This window comes from Silanimonas sp. (assembly GCF_044377035.1).
In the GTDB taxonomy this organism is placed as follows: Bacteria; Pseudomonadota; Gammaproteobacteria; order Xanthomonadales; family Xanthomonadaceae; genus Silanimonas.
Genome location: NZ_JBILJW010000016.1, coordinates 1 through 25,077, shown reverse-complemented (window position 1 = coordinate 25,077; position 25,077 = coordinate 1). Strand labels below are relative to the sequence as shown.

General features: G+C 69.9%; 16 protein-coding genes. 6 read left to right on the top strand and 10 right to left on the bottom strand.

The genetic code is table 11. From position 1 onward, the window contains the following. Positions 1-21: 21 nt before the first annotated feature. From ACIQ6S_RS10010 to ACIQ6S_RS10000, 3 genes are all read left to right on the top strand, one after another. Positions 22-2,499 (top strand): methyl-accepting chemotaxis protein, encoded by a 2,478-nt coding sequence (locus ACIQ6S_RS10010; RefSeq protein WP_397608234.1) that lies wholly within the window; start codon positions 22-24, stop codon positions 2,497-2,499. Then, positions 2,500-2,763 (top strand): hypothetical protein, encoded by a 264-nt coding sequence (locus ACIQ6S_RS10005; RefSeq protein ID WP_297865206.1) that lies wholly within the window; start codon positions 2,500-2,502, stop codon positions 2,761-2,763. Positions 2,764-3,080: 317 nt separating this feature from the next. Further along, complete coding sequence (locus ACIQ6S_RS10000) at positions 3,081-5,852, top strand: methyl-accepting chemotaxis protein (protein ID WP_397608233.1); 2,772 nt, start codon at positions 3,081-3,083, stop codon at positions 5,850-5,852. Positions 5,853-6,088: 236 nt separating this feature from the next. Here the strand turns inward: ACIQ6S_RS10000 and ACIQ6S_RS09995 are convergent, their stop codons facing one another. The 6 genes from ACIQ6S_RS09995 to ACIQ6S_RS09970 all read right to left on the bottom strand — a co-directional run bounded on the left by ACIQ6S_RS09995 (position 6,089) and on the right by ACIQ6S_RS09970 (position 16,458). Further along, positions 6,089-6,484, bottom strand: coding sequence for a response regulator (locus ACIQ6S_RS09995; protein WP_397573896.1), 396 nt, complete (start codon positions 6,482-6,484; stop codon positions 6,089-6,091). Next, on the bottom strand, positions 6,481-9,699 hold the full coding sequence (locus tag ACIQ6S_RS09990) for an ATP-binding protein (protein ID WP_397608232.1): 3,219 nt from the start codon (positions 9,697-9,699) through the stop codon (positions 6,481-6,483). The genes ACIQ6S_RS09995 and ACIQ6S_RS09990 overlap by 4 nt, the downstream gene beginning before the upstream one ends. A 58-nt stretch (positions 9,700-9,757) precedes the next feature. Beyond that, entirely contained in the window at positions 9,758-10,846 is a 1,089-nt protein-coding gene (locus tag ACIQ6S_RS09985; RefSeq protein ID WP_397608231.1) for a hypothetical protein, read from the bottom strand. 109 nt (positions 10,847-10,955) lie between these two features. Beyond that, the gene (iadA, locus tag ACIQ6S_RS09980; protein ID WP_397608230.1) at positions 10,956-12,092 is read right to left on the bottom strand and encodes a beta-aspartyl-peptidase; all 1,137 of its coding nucleotides are present in this window, start codon (positions 12,090-12,092) and stop codon (positions 10,956-10,958) included. Then, the gene (gene yfcC, locus ACIQ6S_RS09975; RefSeq protein WP_397608229.1) at positions 12,085-13,512 is read right to left on the bottom strand and encodes a putative basic amino acid antiporter YfcC; all 1,428 of its coding nucleotides are present in this window, start codon (positions 13,510-13,512) and stop codon (positions 12,085-12,087) included. The genes iadA and yfcC overlap by 8 nt, the downstream gene beginning before the upstream one ends. A gap of 147 nt (positions 13,513-13,659) precedes the next feature. Beyond that, positions 13,660-16,458: a TonB-dependent receptor gene (locus ACIQ6S_RS09970; protein WP_397608228.1), complete on the bottom strand. Its 2,799-nt coding sequence runs from the start codon at positions 16,456-16,458 to the stop codon at positions 13,660-13,662. A 358-nt stretch (positions 16,459-16,816) separates the two neighbouring features. On the opposite strand from ACIQ6S_RS09970, the gene ACIQ6S_RS09965 reads away from it, so the two are divergent. From ACIQ6S_RS09965 to ltaE, 3 genes are all read left to right on the top strand, one after another. After that, entirely contained in the window at positions 16,817-18,553 is a 1,737-nt protein-coding gene (locus ACIQ6S_RS09965; protein WP_397608227.1) for a hypothetical protein, read from the top strand. A 73-nt stretch (positions 18,554-18,626) separates the two neighbouring features. Then, positions 18,627-19,157 carry a cytochrome b gene (locus ACIQ6S_RS09960; protein ID WP_397608226.1) on the top strand — a complete coding sequence of 177 codons (531 nt, stop codon included), beginning with the start codon at positions 18,627-18,629 and terminating at the stop codon, positions 19,155-19,157. Between the two features lie 24 nt (positions 19,158-19,181). Then, positions 19,182-20,192 carry a low-specificity L-threonine aldolase gene (gene ltaE / locus ACIQ6S_RS09955; RefSeq protein ID WP_397608276.1) on the top strand — a complete coding sequence of 337 codons (1,011 nt, stop codon included), beginning with the start codon at positions 19,182-19,184 and terminating at the stop codon, positions 20,190-20,192. Positions 20,193-20,221: 29 nt separating this feature from the next. On the opposite strand, the gene ACIQ6S_RS09950 is transcribed toward ltaE, so the two are convergent. The 4 genes from ACIQ6S_RS09950 to ACIQ6S_RS09935 all read right to left on the bottom strand — a co-directional run. Continuing rightward, complete coding sequence (locus ACIQ6S_RS09950; RefSeq protein WP_397608225.1) at positions 20,222-21,196, bottom strand: GNAT family N-acetyltransferase; 975 nt, start codon at positions 21,194-21,196, stop codon at positions 20,222-20,224. A gap of 103 nt (positions 21,197-21,299) precedes the next feature. After that, positions 21,300-22,091, bottom strand: coding sequence for a hypothetical protein (locus ACIQ6S_RS09945; protein WP_397608224.1), 792 nt, complete (start codon positions 22,089-22,091; stop codon positions 21,300-21,302). 31 nt (positions 22,092-22,122) lie between these two features. After that, positions 22,123-24,177: a M3 family metallopeptidase gene (locus tag ACIQ6S_RS09940; RefSeq protein WP_397608223.1), complete on the bottom strand. Its 2,055-nt coding sequence runs from the start codon at positions 24,175-24,177 to the stop codon at positions 22,123-22,125. Positions 24,178-24,233: 56 nt separating this feature from the next. Continuing rightward, a partial coding sequence (locus tag ACIQ6S_RS09935) for an aldehyde dehydrogenase family protein (protein WP_397608222.1) occupies positions 24,234-25,077 on the bottom strand: 844 nt, incomplete at its 5' end.

Below are 25,077 nucleotides of genomic sequence, written 5' to 3'. Positions count from 1 at the left end.
ATTCGAGTGCAAGGATTCCGAATGGACTGGCTGCGCAACCTCAAGATCGCCCCGAAACTGCTGCTCGCCTTCGGCGTGGTCGTCGTCCTCATCATCGTGTTGGCGGTCAGTGCCTTCCGCGGCCTCGGCACGCTCAATGACGCCACCACCGAGATCACGCAGCGCTGGATGGTGGAGCTGACGACGGCACAGGACCTGAAGTCGGAGGCCTCTGCGTACCGCCTGCAAAACTTCAGCCTCGTGCTCCGCACGTCGGAAGAGGCCAAGGAGTCCGCGCGCGGCGAGATCGAGAACCACAAGTTCAACTTCGAGGATCTCCTGCTCTCGCTGGAGACCACCTCCGTCACTGACGAGGACAAGGCCAAGGTCGCTGCGATCAAGGCCGCCTGGGAGGCCTACGTCGCCAACACCGGCGAGGTCACCTCGGCCTACGACATGGGCTTCGTCGACGAGGCGCTGGACATGTTCCTCGCCGACAACCGCGTCAAGTACGAGGAAGTGGCCACGCTGATCCAGGAACGCGTCGACCACGGCATCCAGGGCTCCACCGCCGCACGCACGGGGGCCGAGGAGGCCTACAAGACCGCGCAGGGCGTGATCTGGACCAGCCTGCTCGTCGCCATCGTGCTGGCTATCGTGCTCGCCCTGCTGATCGCCCGCGCCATCTCGAAGGGCGTGAACTCGGCGGTGACCATCGCCAACGCGGTCGCGGGCGGCAAGCTCGACAACGTCATCGACACCAAGCGCAATGACGAGATCGGCGCCCTGCTGGCGGCGCTGAACCGGATGCAGAACGACCTCAACGGCCGCATCGAGGCCGACCGCCTTGTCGCCGAGGCCAGCCTGCGCATCAAGAACGCCCTGGACAGCGCCAGCGCGGCCGTGTTGATCGCCGACGACGGCGGCCAGGTGATCTATGCCAACGGCTCGCTTTCGCACCGCTTCGCTGACCTCGAGGAGCGCATTGCGCAGCGCGCGCCGGGCTTCACCGCCGCGAACCTCGTCGGGTCCTCGCTCGGCGAGTTGACCGGCATCGACGTGCTGGCCGCCGACGCACTGGCAGCCATTACTGACACCCAGGTGGTCGAGCGCGAGTTCGTCGGCCGCATCTTCCAGCTCAGCGCCACGCCGATCCGCAATGCCGAAGGCGAGCGCCTCGGTATCCTCGTCGACTGGCGCGATCGCACCGACGAAGTGTCGGTGGAAGCCGAAGTGCAGGGCGTGGTGCAGGCCACGGCCCGCGGCGACTTCTCCAAGGTCATCGCCGAGGCCGGCAAGAGCGGCTTCTTCCTGACGCTGGCGACGGCCTTGAACGCCGGCTTCGCCGGAACGCGCTCGACCCTCACCGAGATCGGCCGCGTGATGGGTCTCGTTGCGCAGGGCGACCTGACGGCGAAGATGGAAGGCCACTACGAAGGCCAGTTCGCCGAGATCCGCGACAGCATCGAGGGCAGCGTCACCCAGCTGCGTTCGCTGATCGGCCAGATCCAGATGGCGGCCGGCCAGATCAACACCGCGGCCTCCGAGATCGCCGCGGGCAACCAGGACCTGTCGGCGCGCACCGAGCAGCAGGCGGCCAACCTCGAAGAGACCGCCGCCTCGATGGAAGAGCTCACCGCCACGGTGAAGCAGAACGCCGATTCCGCGCGCCAGGCCAACCAGCTCGCCAGCGGCGCCGCCGGCGTCGCCGAGCAGGGCGGCGAAGTGGTGGGCAAGGTCGTTACCACGATGCGCGAGATCGAGGATTCGTCGAAGCGCGTCGCCGACATCATCAGCACCATCGATGGCATCGCCTTCCAGACCAACATCCTCGCGCTGAACGCGGCGGTGGAAGCCGCGCGTGCCGGCGAGCAGGGTCGCGGCTTCGCGGTCGTCGCCAGCGAGGTCCGCAGCCTCGCCGGGCGTTCGGCGCAGGCGGCGAAGGAGATCAAGGAGCTGATCGAAGCCTCCGTGGAAACCGTTGGCGAGGGCTCGCGGCTCGTGCAGCAAGCCGGCGCCACCATGGCCGAGATCGTCGGCTCGGTGAAGCGCGTCACCGACATCATGGCCGAGATCAGCGCGGCCTCGGCCGAGCAGAGCACCGGTATCGAGCAGGTCAACCAGACCATCACGCAGATGGACGAGACCACGCAGCAGAACGCCGCGCTGGTCGAGGAAGCCACCGCCGCCGCGCGTTCGATGGAAGACCAGGCCCAGCAGCTCGCCGAGGCGGTGGGCCGCTTCAAGATCGCCGATACCGCCGCGCCGGTCGCTGCAGCAGCGTCGCCGGCTCGCTCGGCCGGCAGCGCCATGGCCGCGCCGTCCACCGGCGGCACGCGTAACATGCGCGCCACCAGCCCGGCACCGCGTGCTCCGGCCAAGCCCGCCCCCGCAGCACCCGCGCCGAAGGCCGCCGCGAAGCCGGCGGCGCGTCCGGCGCCGCGCGTCGAGACGCCGAAACCCGGGGCTTCGCGGGGCAAGTCGGATAGCGCGTCCGAGGGCGAGTGGACCGAGTTCTGAGTGACCGCCCGCCCCGCCAGCGCGTGGTTCGTGCTGGCGGCTTGGCTGGGATTGATGGCCGGTGTCGGCGCAAGCCTGCGCCCGGCCTCGCCACGCGTGCTTCCCGCCGTGGAGGCGCACGCGCTCGCCTCCGCGTGGAGTGGTGTTGTTGAGGGCGCTGCGCCGGGTCGCCCGGCGCTCTACCTCGGCAAGATCGACTGTGCCTGCGATGCGGGAGCGCGGCGCACGGCGCTCGTCGGTCGGTTTCGCCTTGGCACGCCTTGACAGTGCAGGCGGCGAGTGTCGAACCAGGCGGACGTCGTTTTCGGCGACGCATGGGATGAAGGGCGCGTCGAAGCCAGCGGTGGAATCCGGTCAAAACGTGAGCCCTGACGCATTGCTGGACTCGGCAATGGATTTACGCTCTGACTGTGGAGAGGCGATTCAACTCCCTAGGTTGTGTGATGGCTATCCAAGAGCCGAGGTTTCACGGGTTTCGGGGGACGAGGTTCGGATCGCTAGCTTTTGCTGGACATAAGCCATCGTTGGCTCACCCGGGGGGAATGCAAGTGGCGGCCTTTTTCCAAAGCGTTCGTGCGAAGTTGACGGTCATCATCCTGGCGCTCGCCGTCATCCCCATGGCCGGCCTGACGTGGTTCGCCTACAGCGGAGCAAAAGCGCAGCTGGAGGATCTCGCCAGCGAGCAGATGCGAACGCAGGTCGATCTCCGCGCCCAGCAGGTCGAGGATTACTTTTCTACCGTCCGCAACGATGTGCTTGCGCTCTCCGAAAGTGAGATGACGCGACGGGCGCTGCGGCAGTTCGAGGCGGCCTTCGCGCAGATGGCGCCGGCGCCGGGAGCCTCAGAACGCGTCGACGCCTTCGTGGCGGATGATTTCGATGGTCGCTACGTCGAGCGCACCGGCGGGTCCTGGGGCGGCAAGGACGGATTCGCGTCGAGGCTCGAGCCAGCCGCCGTCGCCCTCCAGGACGTCTTCATCGCAGCCAATCCGGCGCCCCTCGGTGAGAAGGACGCGCTGATCTCGCCAGAGCAGCGGGGCGCCTATGCCGACGCGCACCGTCTGTTCCATCCCATCTACCGCAGCCATCTCCAGCGGCAGGAGTACTACGACATCTTCCTCGTCGGCATGGATGGCCGGCTGGTCTACAGCGTCTACAAGGAACTGGATTACGCCACCAACCTCATGGAAGGCGACTTCAGGGATTCCGGCCTCGCCAAGGCCTTTCGCGCCGCACGGGACGCCGGTGAAGAAGGCGTGGCCCATGTCGAAGACTACGCCCGCTATGCGCCGAGCTACGAAGCGCCGGCGATGTTCATCTCCGCTCCGGTCCGCATCGAGGGGGAAACCGTCGGCGTGGCCATCGTGCAGGTGAGCCTGGATCGAGTCTCACGCATCGCCGGCAATCCCGCGGGCTTGAGCGACGGCCAGGACCTTGTCCTCGTGGGGGCGGACGACGGACTGCGGTCCGACTCGCGCCTGGCGGCGGAGACCCATACCGTCGCGGCCTCGTTCTCGGAAGCCAATCCCTTGCGGATCCCCGCGATGGCCGATGGCGACGATACGTTGGGTGTTTCTCCGGCCGGCCGCCCCGCCTTGCTCATCGAGCAGGTGGTGTCCGTTGGCTCCGGGGTCGATTGGCGGTTGCGCGCCTATTACGAGACGGCCGTGGCGTTTGCCCCGGCGACGCGCCTGTTCTGGGTGCTGTCGATCGCCGCGCTCGTTGTGGGCGTCCTTGCCGTCTTTGCCTCGTCCTTCATGGCTTCCCGCTTCGTTGCTCCGATTTCCTACGCCCAGGCCGTCGCGGAACGGATCGCTAAGTTGGAGCTAGACGCAGCGATTCGAGTCACCGGGAACGACGAGTTCGCGAGGTTGCTCGCATCCCTTGGCGTGATGCAAAAGGAACTGAAGGAGCGCATCGACCGCGAGCGCGAGATCGCCACCGAGAACGCCCGCGTGCGCAGTGCGCTCGACGTGGCCACCAGCGGCATGATGATCGCCGACGCCGACGGGAAGATCGTCTACGTGAACCCGGCGGTCGCCAAGGTGCTCAAGGATGGCGAAGCGGCGGTTCGCGAGCGCCAGCCCGATTTCCGCGCCGACCGGGTGATGGGCAGCGCCTTCGACCCGTTCGATGGCGAACCCGGGCAGCAGCGCAACCTGATCGTCGGCCTCAAGGCCACGCATCGGGCCCGCCTCTCGCTCGGCGAGATGCATTTCGACCTTGCAGCGACACCGGTGTTCGATGCCGCGGGCCAGCGCATCGGTACCGCGCTCGAGTGGCAGGACCGCACCGCGGACACGAACTTCCGCCACCAGCTGCGCAACGTGGCCCAGAAAGCCGCCGCCGGCATCCTCACCGCCCGCGTCGAAGCCAGTGCGAGCGAGGACCGCTACTCCGAGCTGGCACGCATCTTCAACTCGCTGATGGACCTCACGGCGCAGGCCATCGACGAAGTGCAGCGCACCATGGCCGCGCTCGCGGAAGGCAATCTCACCGTGCGCTCGAACGCGAAGATGAGGGGCAGCTTCGGTGAGCTGAACAGCAACGCGAATGCCACGGCCGAAGCACTCGCGCAGGCGATCGGCGAGGTGCAGCAGGCGGTCGGCGCCATCAGCGATGCCGCGGCCGAGATCGCCTCCGGCAACATGGATCTCGCCAAGCGCACCGAGCAGGCCGCCGCCAGCATCGAGGAGACCGCCGCGGCGATGGAGGAGATGACGGCGACGATCAAGCAGAGCGCCGAACACGCGCAGCAGGCCAAGCAGATCGCCACGCGCGCCGCCGAAGTGGCCGGCGACGGTGGCCAGACCGTCGAGGCCGTGGTGCGCGTGATGCGCGACATCGAGGACAGCTCGCGGCGCATGGCGGACATCACCACCACCATCGACGGCATCGCCTTCCAGACCAATATCCTCGCGCTGAACGCGGCCGTCGAAGCCGCACGCGCCGGTGAGCAGGGGCGCGGCTTCGCCGTCGTCGCCGCGGAAGTGCGGGCGCTGGCGCAGCGCTCGGCGACGGCTGCGAAGGAGATCGCGCAGCTCATCAACGAGTCGGTGACCAAGATCGCGGAAGGCGCCAATGTCGCGCAGCGCGCGGGCCGCACGATGAGCGAGATCGTCGGCTCGTCGCAGAAGGTGGCCGACATCATCGGCGAGATCACCGCGGCCAGCATCGAGCAGGCCAAGGGCCTCGGCGAGGTCAACAACGCCGTCACCCAGATGGACCAGTCGACCCAGGCCAACTCCGCCCTCGTGGAGGAGATGGCCGCTTCGGCGCAGTCCATGAACGACCAAGCCCACCAGCTTTCGGAGATCGCCTCGCGCTTCGTCCTAGCCGGCGGCGGCCGCTAACCCGCCCCGCCTCGGCGCGGCTCAGGCCCGGGGTGCGATGCGCGGCACGGTTTGACGGCGATTGACAAATTCATGATGCGCAATCGTTGTGGTTGAGGCATCATGGAAACGTTCCAGCCATATTCCAGCGCCGGGGGGCGTGGCAGCCGCGCGAGAGCGTCGCAGCCAGGAGGGCCGGAACACAAGCCAGGAGTTCCGGGGGGAGCTCCTGGCTTTTTTTTGCCCGGAATCCGGGCTTAGCCCGGCAGGTCCTGCCAGATGGCCCGCACGCGCGCCGCGAGGGTCAGCGGGTCGAAAGGCTTGGCAATCAGGTCGACGGCACCGAAACGCTGGAACGAGGCGCGATCGGCGTCCGTCGCCAGGCCCGTGACGAAGACCACCGGGATCGCGGCCAGTTCGGGGTCGGAGCGGAGCACGCCGAGGGCTTGCGCGCCGCCCATGCCACCGGCCATCGAGGCGTCGAGAAGGATCAGGTCGGGCCGGTCGGAGCGCGCGGCGGCGATGGCCTCCTCCCCGTCCGCGGCCAGGGTGACCCGCCAGCCGCCCAGAGTGCCGAGCGCGACCTCGAGGATCATCCGCATGTCGGCGTCGTCATCGGCGCAGAGGATGTGGCGGAGGGGGCGCAGGTTCACGGTGGGGCGTCCTTCGGATGGGTCGACGACCGGTCGGATTGTAGGGCGGCGAGTTCATGGTCGAGCGCCGCCGCGAGCCCCTCAGTGGGTTCCGCAGGCCCCTTGGCCGCCCGTTCGAGGGCGCCCGCCGCGCTGCTCACCGCGTCGAAGCCGAAGGTGCCGGCGCTGCCCTTGAGGCGATGCGCGAGCTGCACGAGGGCCTCCCGGCCCTGGCCTGCCGACGCGAGCTGGAGGGCTTCGGCCAAGGCCGCGCGCTCCTCGGGCACCTTGGCGATGAAGCGCTGGCGGATCTGGGCCAGCGCCGCGGCCAAGGGGTCGGGCGCCGCCGCCGGGGTGCTGGGGGCCACCGGGATGGGGGAGGGCGCAGGTGCCATCGGTGCCGGCGTGTCGGCCGCCAGCAGGTGGCGTGCCAGCACGGCGTGCAGCGCGTCGATGTCGACCGGCTTGGCGAGCGCGCCGTTGCAGCCGAGCGCGATGAATGCCGCGACGTCGTCCTCCATCACGTCGGCGCTGCAGGCGTAGACCGGCATGGAATAACCATCGCGGCGGAGCTGCGCCACCGCGTCGCGGCCGTCCATCACCGGCATGTGCATGTCCATCAGGACGAGATCCGGCGCCGCGGCGGCGAGGCGGTCCAGCGCCTCCCGGCCGTTCACGGCCTCGATGACCTCCGCGCCCGTGGCTTCGATCGTGGCGCGCAGCAGTGCGCGCAGGTCGTCGACGTCGTCCGCCAGCAGCACCCGGCCGCGCAGGCGCGGCGTCTGGCGCGGCACCGGCGTTTCGGTCGTCGGGAGGTCTTCGCCGTCCTCGAGCCAGGGCGCATCGAGGCCGATCGGCAGTGTCAGCAGGAATCGGCTCCCGGTGCCCGGCGTGCTGGTGGCCGTCAGGTCGCCGCCCATCTGCCGCGCGAGCTGGCGCGAGATGTACAGGCCGAGCCCGGTGCCACCGTAGCGCCGCGTGGTCGAGTCATCAGCCTGCTCGAAGCGTTGGAACACGCGCTCGCATTGCGCCGCGTCCATGCCGATGCCCGTGTCCTCGACCTCGATCGACCATTGGCGGGTGGCGGCGTCGGCACGAATGCGCACCGCGACGAAACCCTGCGGCGTGAACTTGATGGCGTTGCTGAGCAGGTTCAGCAGAACCTGCTTCAGGCGCAGCGGGTCGGCCAGCACCTTCGCCGGCAGCGGCCAGTGCGCCGAGAGCACGAGCTGCAGGTTCTTTTCCAGGGCGCGCGGACGAAGCAGCTCGATGGCCTCGCCCAGCAGCGGCAGCGGCGCGACCGGTTGCTGCTGCACGCGCAGTTGACCGGCTTCGATCTTGCTGGCATCGAGCACGTCGTTGACGATTTCGAGCAGGTGGCGGCCGTTGCGCACGACCGTCTGCAGGCTGCGCCGCATCTCGCCGGGACGTGCGTCGTCGCGAAGGCCCTGTTCCGAGTAACCGAGGATGGCTGCGAGCGGCGTTCGCAGCTCGTGGCTCATGTTGGCGAGGAAGCTGGATTTCGCCGCGGCCAGATGCTCGGCGCGCGACAAGGCCTGGCGGAGTTCGATGGTGCGGTCTTCGACGCGCGCCTCGAGTTCGCGATTCAGCGCCTGCTGCTGTTCGGCGGCGTCGCGGAGTGCCGCGTGCATCGCTTGCAGCCGCGACTCGGCCGCCTCGAAATCGTGGATCAGTTCCGACAGTTCGGCGCTGCTCGCTTCCATCGCGCCGGCGAACCGGGAGCCGTTCCGCGAGGGGTCGAGCCCCCGCAGCCGCTCCACCACTTGGGCCAGCCCGCGCACGTGGCTCTCGGCGAAGTGCCGCGCGAGCCGCTGCAGTCCGACGATCAGGGTCAGCACGAGGACGGCGGCCAGCAGGGAGCGAAACGTCTGCCGGCGTTCCAGTGGACGCAATGGCTGCAGCACGCGCACCTGCCAGGCGATGCCATCGACGTCGTGTACGGCCACCAGGAACTGCTGATTGGCATCGAACACCAACTTGGGAGCCGCATAGAGGCGCTGCGCCCACCACGGCTGGGCGGCATGGCCTTCAAGGCGTCCGCGGGCGATCACCGAGCCGGTCTTGACCGGCAGGTCGGGGAGGCTCGACATCACGATCTGCCCGACGGCATCGCTGACGGCATAGCGCAAGGCCGCGGCATCAAGGCGGTTGCGTTCCTCCAGCACCAGCTGTCCGAGTGCGAGGGAGCCCTGCAATACGCCATCGATACGGCCATCGTTCGCCCGGATGGGCGCGGCCACCGCGACGATCAGGTCGCTGCCGATGCCACGGCCCTGGAACACCGGCGAGACGGTGGGCTCGCCGCGCGCGACGGTTTCCCGGAAGTAGGCGCGGTCGGAAACGTCGCTGGCGCGCTGCCGTGGCGCTTCGCCCCGGAGCATCGAGTACTGCACCTGGCCGAGGGCGTCGGCGCCGAGCAGCGAGAGGAATCCCGGTTGCACCGAGGACACCTGTTGCAGCACGGGCGCCACGCCGAGGCTAGGTACCGTGAGTGCGGCCTGCGCCACGGCATCGCGGTGACGGCGGACTTCCTCCGACGTGCCCACCGCCAGCTGCTCGGCCTTGCCGTCGATGAAGAAGGCCGTGCGTTGTACGTCGACCTGGTGTCCCCATTGCACCAGCATCGCGATGACGACCGTCGCCGGGGCGGCCATCAGGGTGGAGAGTTGGACGGAAAGCTGCAGGGCCATGGGCTGGCCTGCGCGTTGCCGCCTCGAGCGCGTGACGCTGGCGAGCTGGCGGCCACCGACGATGGAGGTGGCGCCGGTCGCGAGCACCACGGCGAACCCGACCAGCCAGAGCCAGGGATCGTTGATGCCGGCGGGCAGGGTGATCCACGCGGCCACGGGCGACAGCGGCAGCCAGACGCGCCACCAGAGCCCGAAGGGGCTCCATGGCTGCAGCCGCCACCGTGCGACGAGCATGCACTCGAGCACGGCGAGCGAGACCCAATGCACGTCTCCGGTGATGCCGCTGGCGACCAGCGCCACCGGCAGGCTCATGCGCAGGCCGAAGCGCATCGCGACGGCAACGGCCGCCATGTTCCCGACGAGGAACGGGGTGCTGCCCGGGAGCTGCATCGCGAGGGTGTTGGCGATGCAGGCCAGCAGGGTGAACTGCAGCAAGACGAGGCTGCGCCCGCGCCAGTCGACGCGACGGGCTCCCGGCGTCACGGAGGCCGGGTCGGTGGCGGTTTCCGGGAGAGGGTTCGGCAACGTCGGTCGTCCGCAGCCTGCGATCTGCGGACGATATCAGGGCGACATTGGCCGCCGCCTACTCGACGCGTTCCTCGACCACGGGTTCTTCGCGGGGGGCTTCGAAGCGCGGTTCCTCGCGAGGCTCGAAGCGCGGTTCCTCGCGGGGTTCGAAGCGCGGTTCCTCGCGGGGTTCGAAGCGCGGTTCCTCGCGGGGTTCGAAGCGCGGTTCCTCGCGGGGTTCGAAGCGCGGTTCCTCCACGCGGCGCTCGAACACCCGCTCGGGCTCGCGCGGTTCGAACCGGGGCTCGTCGCGTGGCGCGACGAAGCGCGGCTCTTCGAAACGCGGCTCCTCGAAGCGCGGTGTCTCCTCGCGCGGCTTGCGTTCGAAGCGCGGCATCGTGCCCTCCTGCGGCGGGGTGTCGACGAACACCGGCTGCGGCTTGGCGCGGGGCGTGACGTCCGACATCGCGTCGCGCGGATTGGGTTCTTCCCAGCGCTGTTCCCGCGCCACCGGGCGGAGGGCTTCGCCGCCGACGCTCGGGCCCGCCATGATCGGCAGGGACACTTCTGGCCCCACGCTCCGCACGGCCGGCTTCGGCATCGGGCGGGGCTCCACGGGGCGGGGCTGCTGCGGGCGAGGCACGTGCGGCCGCGGCGGGTTGTAGCCGTAGCCATAACCGGGGCCGTAGTAGCCGCCGCCCCATGGCCGGTAGCCGCTGTACCAGGACGGCGACCAACTCCACCGGTTCGACCATGACGGCGAATACCACGACGACCAGTACCACGTGGGTCGGTAGCCGCGGTGGCGGTAGACGATGCGCACCGACGAGCCGCTGCTGTAGCCGAAGTACGGGTCGAGGTCCCACGCCGAGCCGTAGCCGCGATAGCCGTAGAACCAGCGGTCGTAGGGGTCGTCGTCGTAGCCGCCGTAGCGTGGCGCGTCGTACTCGTAGCGGCGGACCCGCCCGTCACGGTCGTAACGATCGTCATGGCGCTCGTACCCGTCGTAGCCGCGCTCCTCGTAGCGGCGACCGTCGTCGTAGGGGTCGTACACGCGGGTGTAGCTGCCGTCCTCGCGGTACACACGGCGCTCGACGACTTCGTAGGTGACGCAGCCGCTCAGGGCCAGCGACGTCAGGGCAAGGAACGCGGTGCGGCGCAGCATGGGGGCGGTCTCCGGGTGGGCCAATCCATCATCCGCCGCGGGAGTGAATGCGTACTTAAAGTTCCCCATCGCGACACCGCCGTTCAGCGGCCGTCGCGTGCCGCGCCGTTCAGAGTCGGCCGCCAGCCATCGTCCACCGCAGCGCCAGCGTGTCGCGGTCGAGCAGGATCAGGTCGGCATCCCGGCCCGGCGCGATGCTGCCCTTCGTGGAGAGCCCCCAGATCGCCGCCGGCGACGAGGTGGCCGCGGCGAGCGCCGTGGCCAGGGGCAGGCGGTGAAGTTCGACGGCTTCGCGGACGCTGCCGTGCAGGCTGCCGATCGGCGCGACCTCCAGCGAGACCAGCCGTCCCTGCGCATCGAAATGCGGCAGGCTGGCCTGGCCGTCGGAGCTCATCGTGAGGCGTTCGATCGGCAGGCCGGCGGCGAGCGCATCAGCCAACGCGAGTGCGGCGGGGATCTCGCCCGCGGCGACGAAATCCGGCGTGCTGCTGGTGGTGAAATCGATGCTGCCGCCTTCGCGGACGAACGCGAAGCCGTCGGCGAGCAGACGGGCGTTGCGGTTCACGTGGGTCGGATGCCACTGCTTGATCGGCACCGGCCAACGCGAACTCGCTTCGCGCAGCAGGGCCAGCCCTTCGGGCGCTTCACCGCAGTGCACGAGCACGGTGCCCGCCTTGCCGGCGAGCATGCCGCCCACACGCGCGTCCGACGCGAGCCGCGCCAGCTCCGCAGCGCTGGGCTGCGAGCCGCGGTGGTCGGCGATGGCGATCTCGCCGAGGCCGATCATTTCCGGAATGAAGGCGAGGTCGCCGCGGACGCTGCCGGTGAGCGTGACCGGTGGGACCTGGTAGGAGCCGGTGAGCGTGTAGGCCGACAGGCCGCTGGCGGCCAGTGCCCGCGCGCAGGCGAGCAGGTCGGCGTGGCTGCGCGTGACGTCGTCGGTGCCGAGTGCGCCGACCATCGTGGTGACGCCCGCGGCGAGCGCCGTGGCCGCGGCGAGCGGCGGCATGCGCGTGGCGAAACCGCCTTCGCCACCGCCGCCGCCGAAGTGCACGAGACCATCGACGAGGCCGGGGCAGAGCCAATGCCCGGCGGCGTCGACGATACGCACCGGCACGCCGCAACCGCGCGGGTCGAGGCCCTTGCCCATCGCGAGGATGCGGCCGTTCGCGACCAGCACATCGCCACGCCCGGCGGGTGCCGGCGTCATCAGTTCCGCGTCGCGGATCCACAGCAGTTCAGGCATAACCGATCCCGATGGCAAGGGCCACGGTGAGGGCGGAGAGCGCCATCAGCAGCAGCATGAAACGGAAGATGATGCGCACCCACGCGAGCCAGCCGAGGCCGGCCACGCCGATGGCACCCATCATGGCGGCGGAGGTGGGGATCACCAGGTTGGTGAACCCGTCGCCGAGTTGGAAGCACAGCACGCTGACCTGCTTGCTGACCCCGACCAGTTCGCCGAGGCCCGCCATCAGCGGCATGGTGATCGTGGCCTGCGCGCTGCCGGAGCTGACGAAGAAGTTGAACACGGACTGCGCCGCCAGCATGCCCCACGCGGCCACCAGCTCGGGCGTGCCTTCGATCGCGCTGCCCATGGCGTAGAGCGCGGTGTTGAGCACGGACGGCGCGTGCGGGTCGCTGCCGCCGAGGATGCCGAGCATGCCCTTGGCCACGGCGATCACCAGCACCACCGGCACGAGGGCGCGCACGCCATCGGTGAACGCCTGCACCGCGCCATTGGCGCTGATGCGGCCGCCAAGCACCGCGGCGACACCGGCGAACAGGCCGAGCGCGAAGAACTGCGTGGCGATCTCGGCGATGTAATAGCCGGCGACGGTGACGCCCCAGACGATCCACGCGACCGTGGCGAGCGTGGCCCACAGCACGGCGTGGTCGACCCAGCCGAGGGGCGCGCTCGCCGTGCCGGCGGCGGCCGTCGCGTCTCCCGTATCCATCGCCTCCGGTGCGCGGCGGTGCGCCGTCGCGTAACGCAGGGCGAAGGCCAGCCCCACCGCGGTGAAGCCCGCCCACATCGCCATCCGGAACGGCGCGCCCGAGAGCAGTGGCAATCCGGCGATGCCCTGCGCCACGGCGACGCTGAAGGGGTTCATCCACGAGGTGCCGAAGCCGATCTGGCTGGCCATGTAGGTCACCATCACGCCGGTCTCCGGCGGGTAGCCGAGGCGGCGGATCAGCGGCAGCAACAGGGCGAGGAAGGCGATGGTCTCCTCGCCCATGCCGAACACCGCGCCGCCGGTGGAGAAGGCGACGAACAGCACGGCGAGCAGCAGGCGCGGGCGATGGCCGAAGCGCGCGATGAGGCGCTTCAGCCCGTTGTCGATGGCGCCACTGGCCTGCACCAGGCCGAAGGCGCCGCCGACGGTGAGCACAAAGGCGATCACGCCGATCGCGGCGCCGTTGCGGCTGCCCGACGTGAAACCATCGAAGAACAGGTTGAGCACGCCGGGATGGTCGGCGTCGCTGGAGAACAGGCGCAGCCCGAGCGCGGACTCGCCGGGCTGGAAGCTGGCCAGCGACATCGGTTGGCCCGGCGCGAAGAAGCCGGCAGGCACGAAGGGCACGATCGCTGCCAGCACGAGGGCGACGGCGAGCAGAACCAGCAGCGTGTCGGGCGCGCGCGATGGCGCGGCGGTGGAGGTCATTCGCAAGTCCGGGACGAAGGGGCGAAGCGCGACGCGCCGTGGCCGCGTTGGGCGGCAACGGTAGCGCAGGAAAGGTGGGGCGTCCGTGCCCCGAAGGCCCACCGGTGCGCCGGTGGGCCGTCCAAGCGAGGGATCAGGCGTGGCGGATCAGAAGCGGCCGATCCAGTTCAGCGTGACGAAGCGGCCCATCGCGTCGTGGTTGAACGTGTCGACCCACGCGCTGGCGCCGAGGGCACGCGGCGGATCGCGGTCCGTGAGGTTCTTCACCTGCAGCGAGACGCGGTGCGTTTCGTTGATGTTCCAGCCCCACGAGGCGTTGAACGTGGTCCACGAGGCCACGCGCGCCGTCGTCGCGATCGCCGCCGGGTCGAAGCGGAAATCGTCGTAGTACGAGCCGGTGTAGCTGGCCCAGAGGGCGGCGTCGAAGTCATCGCTGGTCCAGTCCAGCGCCACCGTGCCGCGCCACTTCGGATAGCGGTACTCGCCATTCAGCTCGACGAGGCGCTGGCCACCGACGCAGGCACCGTCGCCGCGCAGCGGCGCGACCTGCGGCGAGCAGGATTCCGAGCGCTCGAACGAGAGCACGCGGGTGGCGTCGATCGACAGGTCGAGCCGGCCGCCGAGGAAGTCCTCGGCCAGGCCGTGGTCGATGGCGAGGTCCCAGCCGTTGGTGCGCTGAACGCCGATGTTCTGCAGCGGCGCGAACACTTCGCCGGTGGAGACGCGGCCGATCCCGCCGCTGGCGGTTTCGATGCCCGGCGCGTTGACCGGACGCGGGCGGCTGCCGTCGGCGAAGGTGTAGATCAGCGACGGGTTGGTGAGGGCGGCACGCAGCAGGCCGAAGTAGTCGACGTCGACGGTGTTCTTCTGGTCGAAGTTCCAGTAGTCGATGCTCAGTGTGGTGCGTTCGAGCGGCGACCACACCATGCCGGCGTTCCACGCTTCCGAAGTCTCCGGCTGGAGGTCCGGGTTGGCGAGCACCTGGCTCAGGATGGTCGGGCGTCCCGAACGGCTGCCGCACCAGTTGGCGAAGAACTCACTGCCCGAGGCGCAGGGCAGGGTGAACGAGGCCGCGGTGGTACCGCTGCCCGCTTGCGCCAGCGACGGTGCGCGGAAGCCGGTGTTCCAGCCGGCACGGAAGACCAGCGCGTCGCTCGGGCGGAAGCGCAGGCCAACGGACGGATTGAAGTCGCCGCCAAAGTCGGAGTAGTGGTCGTAGCGGCCGGCGAGGCGCACGTCGAACGTGTCGGTGAAGGGCAGCAGCGATTCGACGAACACGGCCGACGCATTGCGATCAGCATTCGCCGACTTCGAGCCGAAGCCGAACACGCCGGGCTGGCCGGTGAGTCGGTTCACTTCCGCGAGCGGCGAGGGACGGTCGGCGATGTCCTCCCGGCGGCCTTCGAGGCCGACGGCCCAGGCGATGTCGCGGTCGCCGATGGCGCCGGCGATGCCGTTGAACTTGAGGTCGGCGCTCAGCGTGGTCGATTCACCGTTGCGCGGCACCGTGTCGCGCAGCAGCCGCATCACGTTGGGATCCTGCACGGCTTGGCCGCCGAACGGGTTGTACCAGAGGCCACCCGTGGTCGGCGTACAGGTCGTGGTGCCATCGGCGCAGAGGCGGCCGCGGAGCGCGGCGAGCGTGCGCAGGCGGTTGTAGATGCCACCGCTGGCGATCTGCTCCGATTCGCTGCGGCCATAGCCGACCGCGGCTTCCCAGCCCCAGTCGTCGTTGAGCTCGCCACGCAGGCCGGCGAGCGCGCGCCAGCTCCTCGTCTCCACGTCGACTTGCCGCTCGTCCGGGAAGCGGCCCCAGCCGACGATGTCCTGCGTGGCGCCGAGACCACCGGCGAGCAGGCGGGTGCGCAGTTCGGCCGGCATGTTCGGGTGGTTGAACGCGATGGTGGCCTGCGACCACGGCGCCGGGGCGCTGGTGGCGAAGCTCTCGTTGCGCTGCAGCTGCACTTCGCTGAAGAAGGCGACGCTGTCGCCGAGGCGCGCGTTGAAGGTGCCGTAGAGGCCGAGCTGCTCGAGCTGCGGATCGAAGGCGGTGTAGTCGCTGCGGTCGACGGCGCAGTAGGCGCCGAGGCTGCCGAGCGGGAAGCCCGGACGGCCGTCGAAGCGCTGGCTCGACGGGCAGCTGGCTTCCACGAAGTCGTCGCGGCTGAAGCTGCCCCAGTTGTAGCTCGGGAAGATGCCCTGCTGCGAGGGAACGCGCTCGTCCGCGGTGATCGCGCGATCGCGGTTGTAGAAACCGTTGCGGCGGAAGGCGTCGATCACGATCAGGCCTTCGACCGTGTCGTTGCTGAAGCCGGCCAACAGGTTGGCGTTGAGCTTGGCTTCGTCGCTCCCCGCGGTGGAGTCACCGACGCTGACGGCCGTGCGGACGCCGTCGAAGCTCCGGCGCAGCACGACATTGATGACGCCGGCGACGGCGTCGGCGCCATAGATCGCGGACGCGCCAGCCGACAGCACTTCGATCCGCTGGACGGCGGCCATCGGGATGGCGTTGATGTCGACGAAGTTCTCGGAGCGCACGCCGTTCGAGAACGAACTCGCGGCGACGCGACGGCCGTTCACCAGCGTCAGCGTGGAGCCGGCGCCGAGGCCGCGCAGCGAGGCGCCGGCCATGCCGGCCGGCGAATCGGCCTGCAGCGCGCCCGAGGTGGCGGTGCTGAAGTTGCCGGTGCCGCCACCGGTTTCGGAAATGAGCTTCAGCACGTCGCCGATCGAGGCGAGTCCGAGGCGTTCGATCTTGACCGCGTCGATGACCTGCACCGGCTGCGCTTCGGCGAGATCGACGCCGCGCAGGTTGGTGCCGGTGACGTTGACGGCGTCGAGGGTCTTGGCGTCGTCGGTTTCGGCCGCCGGCGCCGGGGCCTGGGCGGCGACGGACGTGGCGAGGAGCAGCGCGATCATCGCGCTCAGGGGCTTCTTGGACAGCATGGCGGTTTCCTCAGGGTCGACAGGCGGCCACGCCGGAGGCGCAGTCGTCAGGGTCTGGTCGTGGGGCGCGGATGGCCCCGATGCACGGCGCTGCCATCAAGCGACGGCAACGCGAACGCAACCCCGCCTCGCGCCGTTGCGGCACGACGGGGCTCAGCTGATGGGATCTACTCGTCCCACCACTCGCTGAGATAGAAAGTCCGGGCGATGTGCCGGATGTGGTTGCGTGGCTTGGGCATTTCGGTGGACCGGAAACGTGCCGCTTTCATACTTTGTTCATTTCCACGCCGTCAAGTGCCGACGGGTGAAACCTGTTAAACATCGGCGCCTTCCGTCGCTGATCGGGGTGGTTTCGGACATGGATTCACTGTTTTTGCGCGCGGCATTGATGGCCTTCACGGGGATCGGCAGCGTCGCTTGGGCGACCGCCCCGGCCGACGGGCCGACGCGCAGCCTGATGTTGGCGGGTGGTGCGCTGGCGATCTGTTCCGACCTCTCGCCACGTGCCTGCGCGAGCGCACCGAGCGACGCGACCCGCGGCCCGGCGCGCTTCCGCATCGACGACGCGGGCATCGCCCGCGCGCTCGATCCGGCCCTGTGGTCCGTGCCCGGTGCGCCCTCGCGCGACGACGTGGCGGCGATGCTCGCGCAGGCGCGGCGCGCGCTGGAGAGTGGCGATGAAGGCGCTGGCCCTGCCGACGCGGCGCGCTTGGAATCCGCCTTCGCAGAGGCCTGCCTCGGTGAGGGCTGCGCCGAAACGGACCGGCGCCGACCGTGGTCGGTGCTGCTGGATGTCGAGCGCGCGGCCTTGCTCGCAGCCCTCGAGCTTCCGCAACGCAGTGCGGATGACACTCGCCCGCTCGAGCGTGCGCTGCCAACGCGCAGCCGCGTTCGCGGCGGTGTCGACGTGCTGCGTGCGTTCGTCGCGGAGGCGCAGGCGCGCACCACGGGACGGCCGAAGATCGCCGTGGTGACGGCCTCGGGCTTCGACCCGATGGATGCGGTGGACTTCTATGTCGACGTGTTCCGCGAGCTCGGCGCCGACGCCGTGTGGTGGCCGGTGGATGCCGCAGCGGCCGCGGCGCGGTTCGAGTTGGGCGATTGCGCGTCGCTGCCGCGACTTCGCGTCGAGCGCCTGCGGCTTCCCAACCGCGAGGCCGTGTACCCCGACCTCGCCGATTACCAGCGGGCGCACTGCGCATCGCAGCCGGCCCTCATGCTGCAGGTGCAGGGCGTGTTCTTCGCCGGTGGCGACCAGTGGCGGCATCGGCAGGCGTTCGTGCGGGCGGATGATTCGCCGAACGACTGGCTGCTGGAACTGCGGCAGGCGCATGCGGAAGGCCGGGTGGTCGTCGGTGGCACCAGCGCGGGAGCGGCCGTGCAGAGTGGCTCGTGGATGCTCGGCAACGGTGATGTCGAAGCCGCGGTCTCGCGCGCCGCACGCGTGGCGCCGCCGCCGGAGCCGGGCTGTACGCGTGGCGGGCGCTGCGGCGGCCTGCCCGAAGATGCGCTGACGCTGTGGCCGGCCGGTGGACTGCGGCTGGCGGAAGACGCGATCGTCGACACCCACTTCTCGGAGCGCGCGCGCGAGCTGCGCCTGTTGATGGCGATGCAGGCCGCCGACGCGCGTTGGGGCTATGGCGCGGACGAGACGTCGGCGCTGCTGTTGCGCGAGCGCGAGGGACGTCGCGAGATCCGCGCGGTGGGTGAATCCGGCGGTTGGGTGATGCGCCGCGATGCGGCGATGCGCGACGAAGTCGAGGCCTGGTACCTCGCGCCGGGCGCCGTGCTGGTGGTCGAGCCCTCGGCCGAGGGCGGTGAACGCGTCAGCCTGGTCCTCGACGCCGAGGCCTCGCGCGCCACTCGCCAGCGCGCGCCGCTGCCCGAGAGCGCCTTCGACGCGGGGGCGCTGCGCACGGCCGCCCAGCGTCTGGCCTGGCGTTGCGGAGCCAGCGTGCAGCTGCCTGCGGCGCCTGGCGTGGCGGAACTCCGTTGCGCAGAGGGGGCGCAAGGTTGGAAGGGAGCGGGCGGTCTGCAGGGCGTTGGTCCCCTGCGTCTGCGTTTCGTTCGCGAAGGCATTGCGGTCCCGCGTTGATCGACGGCAAACCGGAGGCGACGGGAATGCCCCATCCTGCATCCTCCCCGGTTCCCTTCGACGGATGCCTGACATGAGCACGATCCGCTATGCCGCTTCGCAACGCTGGATCCACTGGACCGTCGCGGGCCTCGTCGCCGCGGCCTACGCGCTCGCGGAGTTCCGCGGCTGGTTCCCGCGCGGCACGCCGATCCGCAGCGCGATGATGCCCCTGCATTTCTGGGCCGGCATCATCGTCATGCTGCTGTTGCTGCCGCGCTTCGCGCTGCGCGCGCGACATGGCGTGCCGCCGGTCTCGCCGCCGCTGCCGCGGTGGGAGACGATGCTCGCCGCGGTCACCCACGTCGCGCTCTACGGATTCCTGCTCGCCCAGCCGATCCTCGGCATGCTGATCCTGTGGAGCGAAGGCCGCGGCATCCCGGTGCCGTTCACGAGCCTCGCCATCCCGCCGCTGTTCGCGCCGGGCGCGGCCATCGAGGACATCGCGGAGGACGCGCACGAGTTGCTGGCGAGCGTGTTCTACGGCGTGATCGGCCTGCACGTGCTCGCTGCCGTCTATCATCGCTGGCTCCGCCGCGACGACGTCATGCAGCGGATGCTCTGACGCCGACCCTCGCCGACCATGACCCTGCCGACCGCCGATTTCCGCAGCGACACCGTCACTCGCCCCGCGCCGGCCATGCGTGCCGCAATGCTCGACGCCGCGGTGGGCGACGACGTCTACGGCGACGATCCGACGGTGAATGCGCTGCAGTCGCGGCTGGCCGCGGATCTCGGTTTCGAGGCGGGACTGTTCGTCGCCAGCGGCACGCAGAGCAACCTGATCGCGCTGATGGCCCACTGCCAGCGCGGCGACGAGTACCTCGTTGGCGCCGACGCGCACACCTACAAGTACGAAGGCGGCGGCGCGGCGGTGCTGGGTTCGATCCAGCCGCAGCCGATCCCGCAGGCGGCCGACGGCACGCTGCCGCTCGAAGCGGTGGGTGCGGCGATCAAGCCCGACGATCCGCACTTCGCGCGCAGCCGCGTGCTCTGCCTCGAGAACACCTGGCACGGCAAGCCGCTGCCGCTCGCCTACGCCCCGGATGCGCGCGCGCTCTGCGACGAGCGCGGCCTCGCCCTGCATCTCGACGGCGCGCGGCTGTTCAACGCTGCCGTCGCGCAGGGCGTGCCGGTGCGCACACTGGTCGCGCCCTTCCACAGCGTGTCGGTGTGCCTCTCGAAAGGCCTCGGCGCGCCGGTCGGTTCGGTGCTGCTCGGCAGTGCCGAACTCATCGCCCGCGGCAAGCGCCTGAAGAAGCTTCTGGGAGGCGGCTGGCGCCAGGCCGGCATGCTCGCCGCCGCGGCGCTGCACGCGCTCGACCACCACGTCGAGCGCCTCGCCGACGACCATCGCCGCGCCCGCGATCTCGCCGCGGGGCTGGCGGCGATTCCCGGCCTCGCGGTCGAGGCGCCGCAGACCAACCTGGTGTTCGTCACCCTGCCGGAGGCCGCGTTGCCGCGACTGCGCGCGACGCTCCATGAGTATGGCCTCGTCGCCAGCGTCGGCGGCCCGCGCGTGCGCCTCGCCACGCACCTCGACATCGACGATGCCGCCATCGCGCGCGCCGTGGCGGCGTTCGCGGCGGCGATGCGTTGAATTGCCTTCGGGCCTGACCCGCGCGGCGCTCAGCGGGTCGCTTCGCCCGCCGGATCGCGCCAGATCATGTAGATGTCGGCCCGCGCGTAATGGCTTCCCGGCTTCACGCCGGGCTGCTGTTCGAAACCGACCTTCCGATACATCGCGATGGCCGTCTGCAACTTTCCGTTGGTTTCCAGGAACAGCGTCTGCGCGCCTCGCCGACGGAACTCGTCGATGGCGGCATCGATCAGCCGTCGCCCGAGGCCGAGGCCCTGATGCGCCTCCGTCACCGCCATCTTGGTCAGCTCGTAGACGCCGGGCGCATCGAGCATCAGCGCGCAGGTGCCGACCACCTCATCGCCCAGCATCGCGAAGAGGATCGTGCCGCCGGGGTCGACGATGTGCTTTTGCGGATTGGACAGCACCTCATGGTCGAAGGGCTCGATGCGGTAGTACTTCGAAAGCCATTCGGCGTTGAGCCGGTAGAAGTGCGGCTGCAGGTCGGGTGACCACGGCACCAGTCGCACGGCGGCCGAGGCCGCGCTGGCTTCGCGGTAGCGGCGGGCGACGTCGGCGGGAAAGGGGTCCTCGTCGAGGCCGCGCTCGAGCTGGGCGAGCACGGCAAGCACGTCGACGCCGGTGGCGGCGAGTCGTGCCTCCACGCCCGCCCGCATCGCTGCCCAGATCGGCCGCGCCTTCAGGAGTTCGGCTTCGGCCTTGTCGCTCAGGGCGAGCCGACGCTCGCGACGGTCGGCCCCGGGGGCGGTGAGCAGCCATCCGTCGCGCACCAGGCGATTGGCGAGCTGGCTGACGGCCGGATGGGTGAGGCCGAGGCCGCGGGCCAAGGCGCCGATGGTCGACGGCCCCTGCACCTGCAGGGCGCGCAGCAGCGGAAACCAGCGCGACTGCAAGGCAGAGCCATGCTCACGGTAGGCCGCGTCGACCTGGTCGTACCAGCGCTCGGACAACAGCTTGAGGCGGCTCGACAGCGCCAGTGCGCCCTCGTCCTGGATCAGGCCCATGCGACCTCCGGAATGGATTACGTAATACGTAACCTATCGCTGGAGCTGACGCGCCGCAAGGGCCTGGGCGGCGAGCTGCATCCGGCCTGCGGCGAGGCGCCGCTCACTCGGGCTTCGGCAACCCGTCCACGAGCTCAATGGCGTCGGCGGTGCCGACGAAGGGCAAGCCGGCATCGCCCTGGGCGTAAGTGATCAGGCCGACGTACACCCATTCCGGAAAGCGCGGGGCTCGTCCCGGCAGCCGGCCGTCGCCACCGTAGGCGCGCCATGCATCGGGCGTCACCCCGGGCTGCGGGTTCGGCAATTGCCAGTACGCCCGCAGGCTGCGGTCTTCGAGGCCGACGATGCGCAGATCGGCGCGCCCCTCGGGTGCCACGCCCGCGCCCTCGTCGGTGACACCCGAGCGTCCGCGGCGGGTGTTCTTGCCTTCCACGGTGAACAAGGTGCGGCCGCGGTGCCCCACCACCAGATGCGCGGACTCGGGCGTCTCCAGATCCGGTGCATGCACCTGCAGGCCGGCGAAGACGTAAGCGTCTGCCGGGCGCGGTGGTGATTGGCTGTCCTCGAGGCTGCCAATGCCCACGTTGCGCACGATCACCTCGAAGGGGAAGCGCAGCGGCCGGGCATCGAGGCGGCCCTGATCCTTGTTGAAGTGCAGGGTCTTGTTGTTGGCGTTGTCGCTCAGCTCGGCGCGATAGCGGCCGTCGGCGCGCGCCACGCTGGGCAGCACCTCCGCCCGGGCCGTGGTGTAGCCCTGCAGCGGGCCCTCGCCTTCGAAATCATCGGAGAACGGCTGGCCCGCAGCGTCCTCGGGGAAGGGCGGCGCCGCAGGCGTGCAGGCGATGAGCAAGGCGCCGAGCAGTGGCGTGGTGAATCGTCGAAGGGTGGATGTCATGCGCGCGTCCTTTGCGGAATGATGATGGTGCTCATGCGGCCAGCCCGTAGCTCTTCAACAGCGCGTTCGGGTCGGGCTCACGGCCGCGGAAGGCGATGAAGCTCTCCAGCGCCGGGCGCGAACCGCCGACCGCGAGGATCTCGCGGCGGTAGCGCGCACCGGTCGCCGCGTCGAACACCGAACCCGCGGCGGCCGCGGCTTCCTCGAAGGCACCGAAAGCATCGGCGCTCAACACTTCGGCCCACAGGTAGCTGTAGTAGCCGGCCGCATAGCCGCCCGCGAAGATGTGGGTGAACCCGTGCGGAAAGCGGTGCCAAGCCGGCGGCGTGATCACGCTCACTTCGGCGCGCACGGCGTCCAGCAGCTCGAGGGTGCGCGGCCCGTGCATCGGGTCGAATTCGAGATGGAGACGGAAGTCGTACAGCGCGAATTCCAGTTGGCGAACGAGGAACAGGCCGGCGTGGTAGTGGCGCGCGGCGGTCATCTTCGCGAACAGGTCGTCGGGCAGCGCCTCGCCCGTTTGCCAGTGCCGCGCGAAGCGGTCCAGGGCCTCGCGCTTCCAGCCGAAGTTCTCCATGAACTGGCTGGGCAGTTCGACGGCGTCCCACTCCACGCCATTGATGCCCGACACCGCCGGCCAGCCGATCTCCGTCAACAGGTGATGCAGGCCGTGGCCGAACTCGTGGAACAGGGTGATGACATCGTCGTGAGTGAGCAGGCTGGGGCGGCCTTCGACCGGCGGCGCGGCGTTGCAGGTGAGGTAGGCCACGGGGATCTGCCCCGTCAGCCCCAGCCGCGTGCGGCAGACGTCCATCCACGCGCCACCGCGCTTGCCCTCGCGGGCGTAGTGGTCGAAGTAGACGCCGGCGCGAACCGTGCCGTCGCTGTCGAGCACGTCGAAGTACTGCACATCGGCGTGCCAGGTCGCGACGTCATGGCGCTCGGCGAAGCGCACGCCGAAGACGTCGGTGGCGATGTCGAGCACACCCTTGAGCACGCTCGGCTGCGCGAAGTAGGGCTTCAGCTGCTCTTCTTCGAACGCGTAGCGCGCGACGCGAAGCTTCTCGCTGGCGTAGGCCACGTCCCAAGGCTGCAGGTCGTGCAGTCCCAGCTCTTTGGTGGCAAAGGCGCGCAGCTCGTCGAGTTCACGTTGTGCGACCGGCCGCGCTTTCGCAGCGAGTTCGCGCAGGAAGCCGAGGACGCGCTCCGGCGAGCCGGCCATCTTGTCCTCGAGGGACTCGTGCGCCGCGCTCGGGAAGCCAAGCAGCTGCGCGGACTCGTGCCGCAGCGCGAGGATGCGCGCGATGCGTTCGGAATTGTCGAAGGCGCCGGCGTTCGGCCCCTGGTCGGAGGCGCGGGTGTTGTACGCCGTGTACACCGCTTCGCGCAGCGCGCGGTCGTCGGCGTGGGTGAGGACGGCCTGCACCACCGGCCCCTTCAGCGTGGCGAGGAAACCGTCTTTGCCCTTCGCCTTCGCCTGGCCGGCCAGCAGCTCGCGCGCAGAGGGCGGCAGGCCGGCGAGCTGCGCTTCGACCAGCGGCAGCGACCAGGCCTCGGTGGCGTCGAGCACGGCTTCCTCGAAGGCGGTGTCGAGCTTCGAGAGCTCGGTCTGGATCTCGCGGAAGCGCGTGCGCGCCGGTTCCTCCAGCGCGACGCCCGAATTGCTGAAGCCGCGCAGGCTGTCTTCGACGAGGGTGCGCTGCGCGCGGTCGAGTGCGACGAAACCGGCACCGTCACGCACGGCCTTCATGGCTTCATACAGGCCGCGGTGCTGGCCGAGCTCGGTGGTGAATTCGGTGATGTGCTCGTCGGCCTCCGAATAGACCTCGCGAAGCTCCGGGGAGTCCTTCACGCCGTGCAGGTGCGACACCGGCGACCAGGTGCGCGAGAGCTTCTCGTCGAGCTGTTCGAGCGGCGCGACGAGCGAGTCGAAGTCGCGTGCGGCCGGATCGGCGACGAGGCGCTCGACGGCATCGCGGTAGTCGGCGAGCACCGCTTCGACGGCGGGCACCACGTGCGCGGTCTGGATGGCGGGGAAGTCCGGCAGCAGGGCCGGCGAGAGCAGGGGATTGGGGGTCGTATCCATGCGGCAAGGATGGGGGCCGTGGCCGCCCCCCACAAGGCGCTACGCGCCCCGCGTCCTCAGCGCGTGAGGAAATCCAGCACCCGCTTCATCAGCCCCGAGTAAGGCTGGTCGAAGAGGAACATCCCGTTGAGCCGCGCCTGCCGCATCACCGGCATGGCCTTGCTGAAGGTCAGGAAGCCCTGGTGGCCGTGGTAGTGGCCCATGCCCGAGGCGCCGACGCCGCCGATCGGCAGTTCGTGCTGGCCGAACTGGATCAGCGTGTCGTTCACGCAGACGCTGCCGGCGACGACGGTGTCGAGCGTGCGCTCGAGGCGCGCGCTGTCCCGGTCGAAGGGGTAGAAGGCCAGCGGCCGGTCGCGGCCGAGGATGTAGGCGATCGCCTCGTCGTGCGTGCGGTAGCCCTTCACCGGCAGCAGGGGTCCGAAGATCTCCTCCTGCATCACGCGGGCCTCGTCCGGCGGGTCGATCAGCACGGTCGGCGGGATGATCTCGCCAGGCGCGGCCTTGCCGTCGTCCGGCGCGTGCTGGCGGATCGCCACGCCACGCTGCTTCGCATCGTCCAGCCATTCGCGCAGGCGATGCGACTGCCGGGGGTTGATCACGCAGGTGAGGTCGGGGTTGTCGCCCAGCGTGGGCAGGCGCTTGGCCACCGCGGCGAAGAACAGGTCGATGAAGGCCTCGCGCTGCGCTTCCGGCACCAGCACGTAATCCGGCGCGACGCAGGTCTGGCCGGCGTTGAACAACTTTCCGGTGGCGATGCGCTCGGCCGCCAGTGCGAGGTCGAAGCCCGGGGCGATCAGCGCCGGCGACTTGCCGCCGAGTTCCAGCGTCACCGGCGTCAGGTTCGGGGCGGCGGCGGCCATCACCTTGCGGCCCACGGCGGTGCTGCCGGTGAACAAC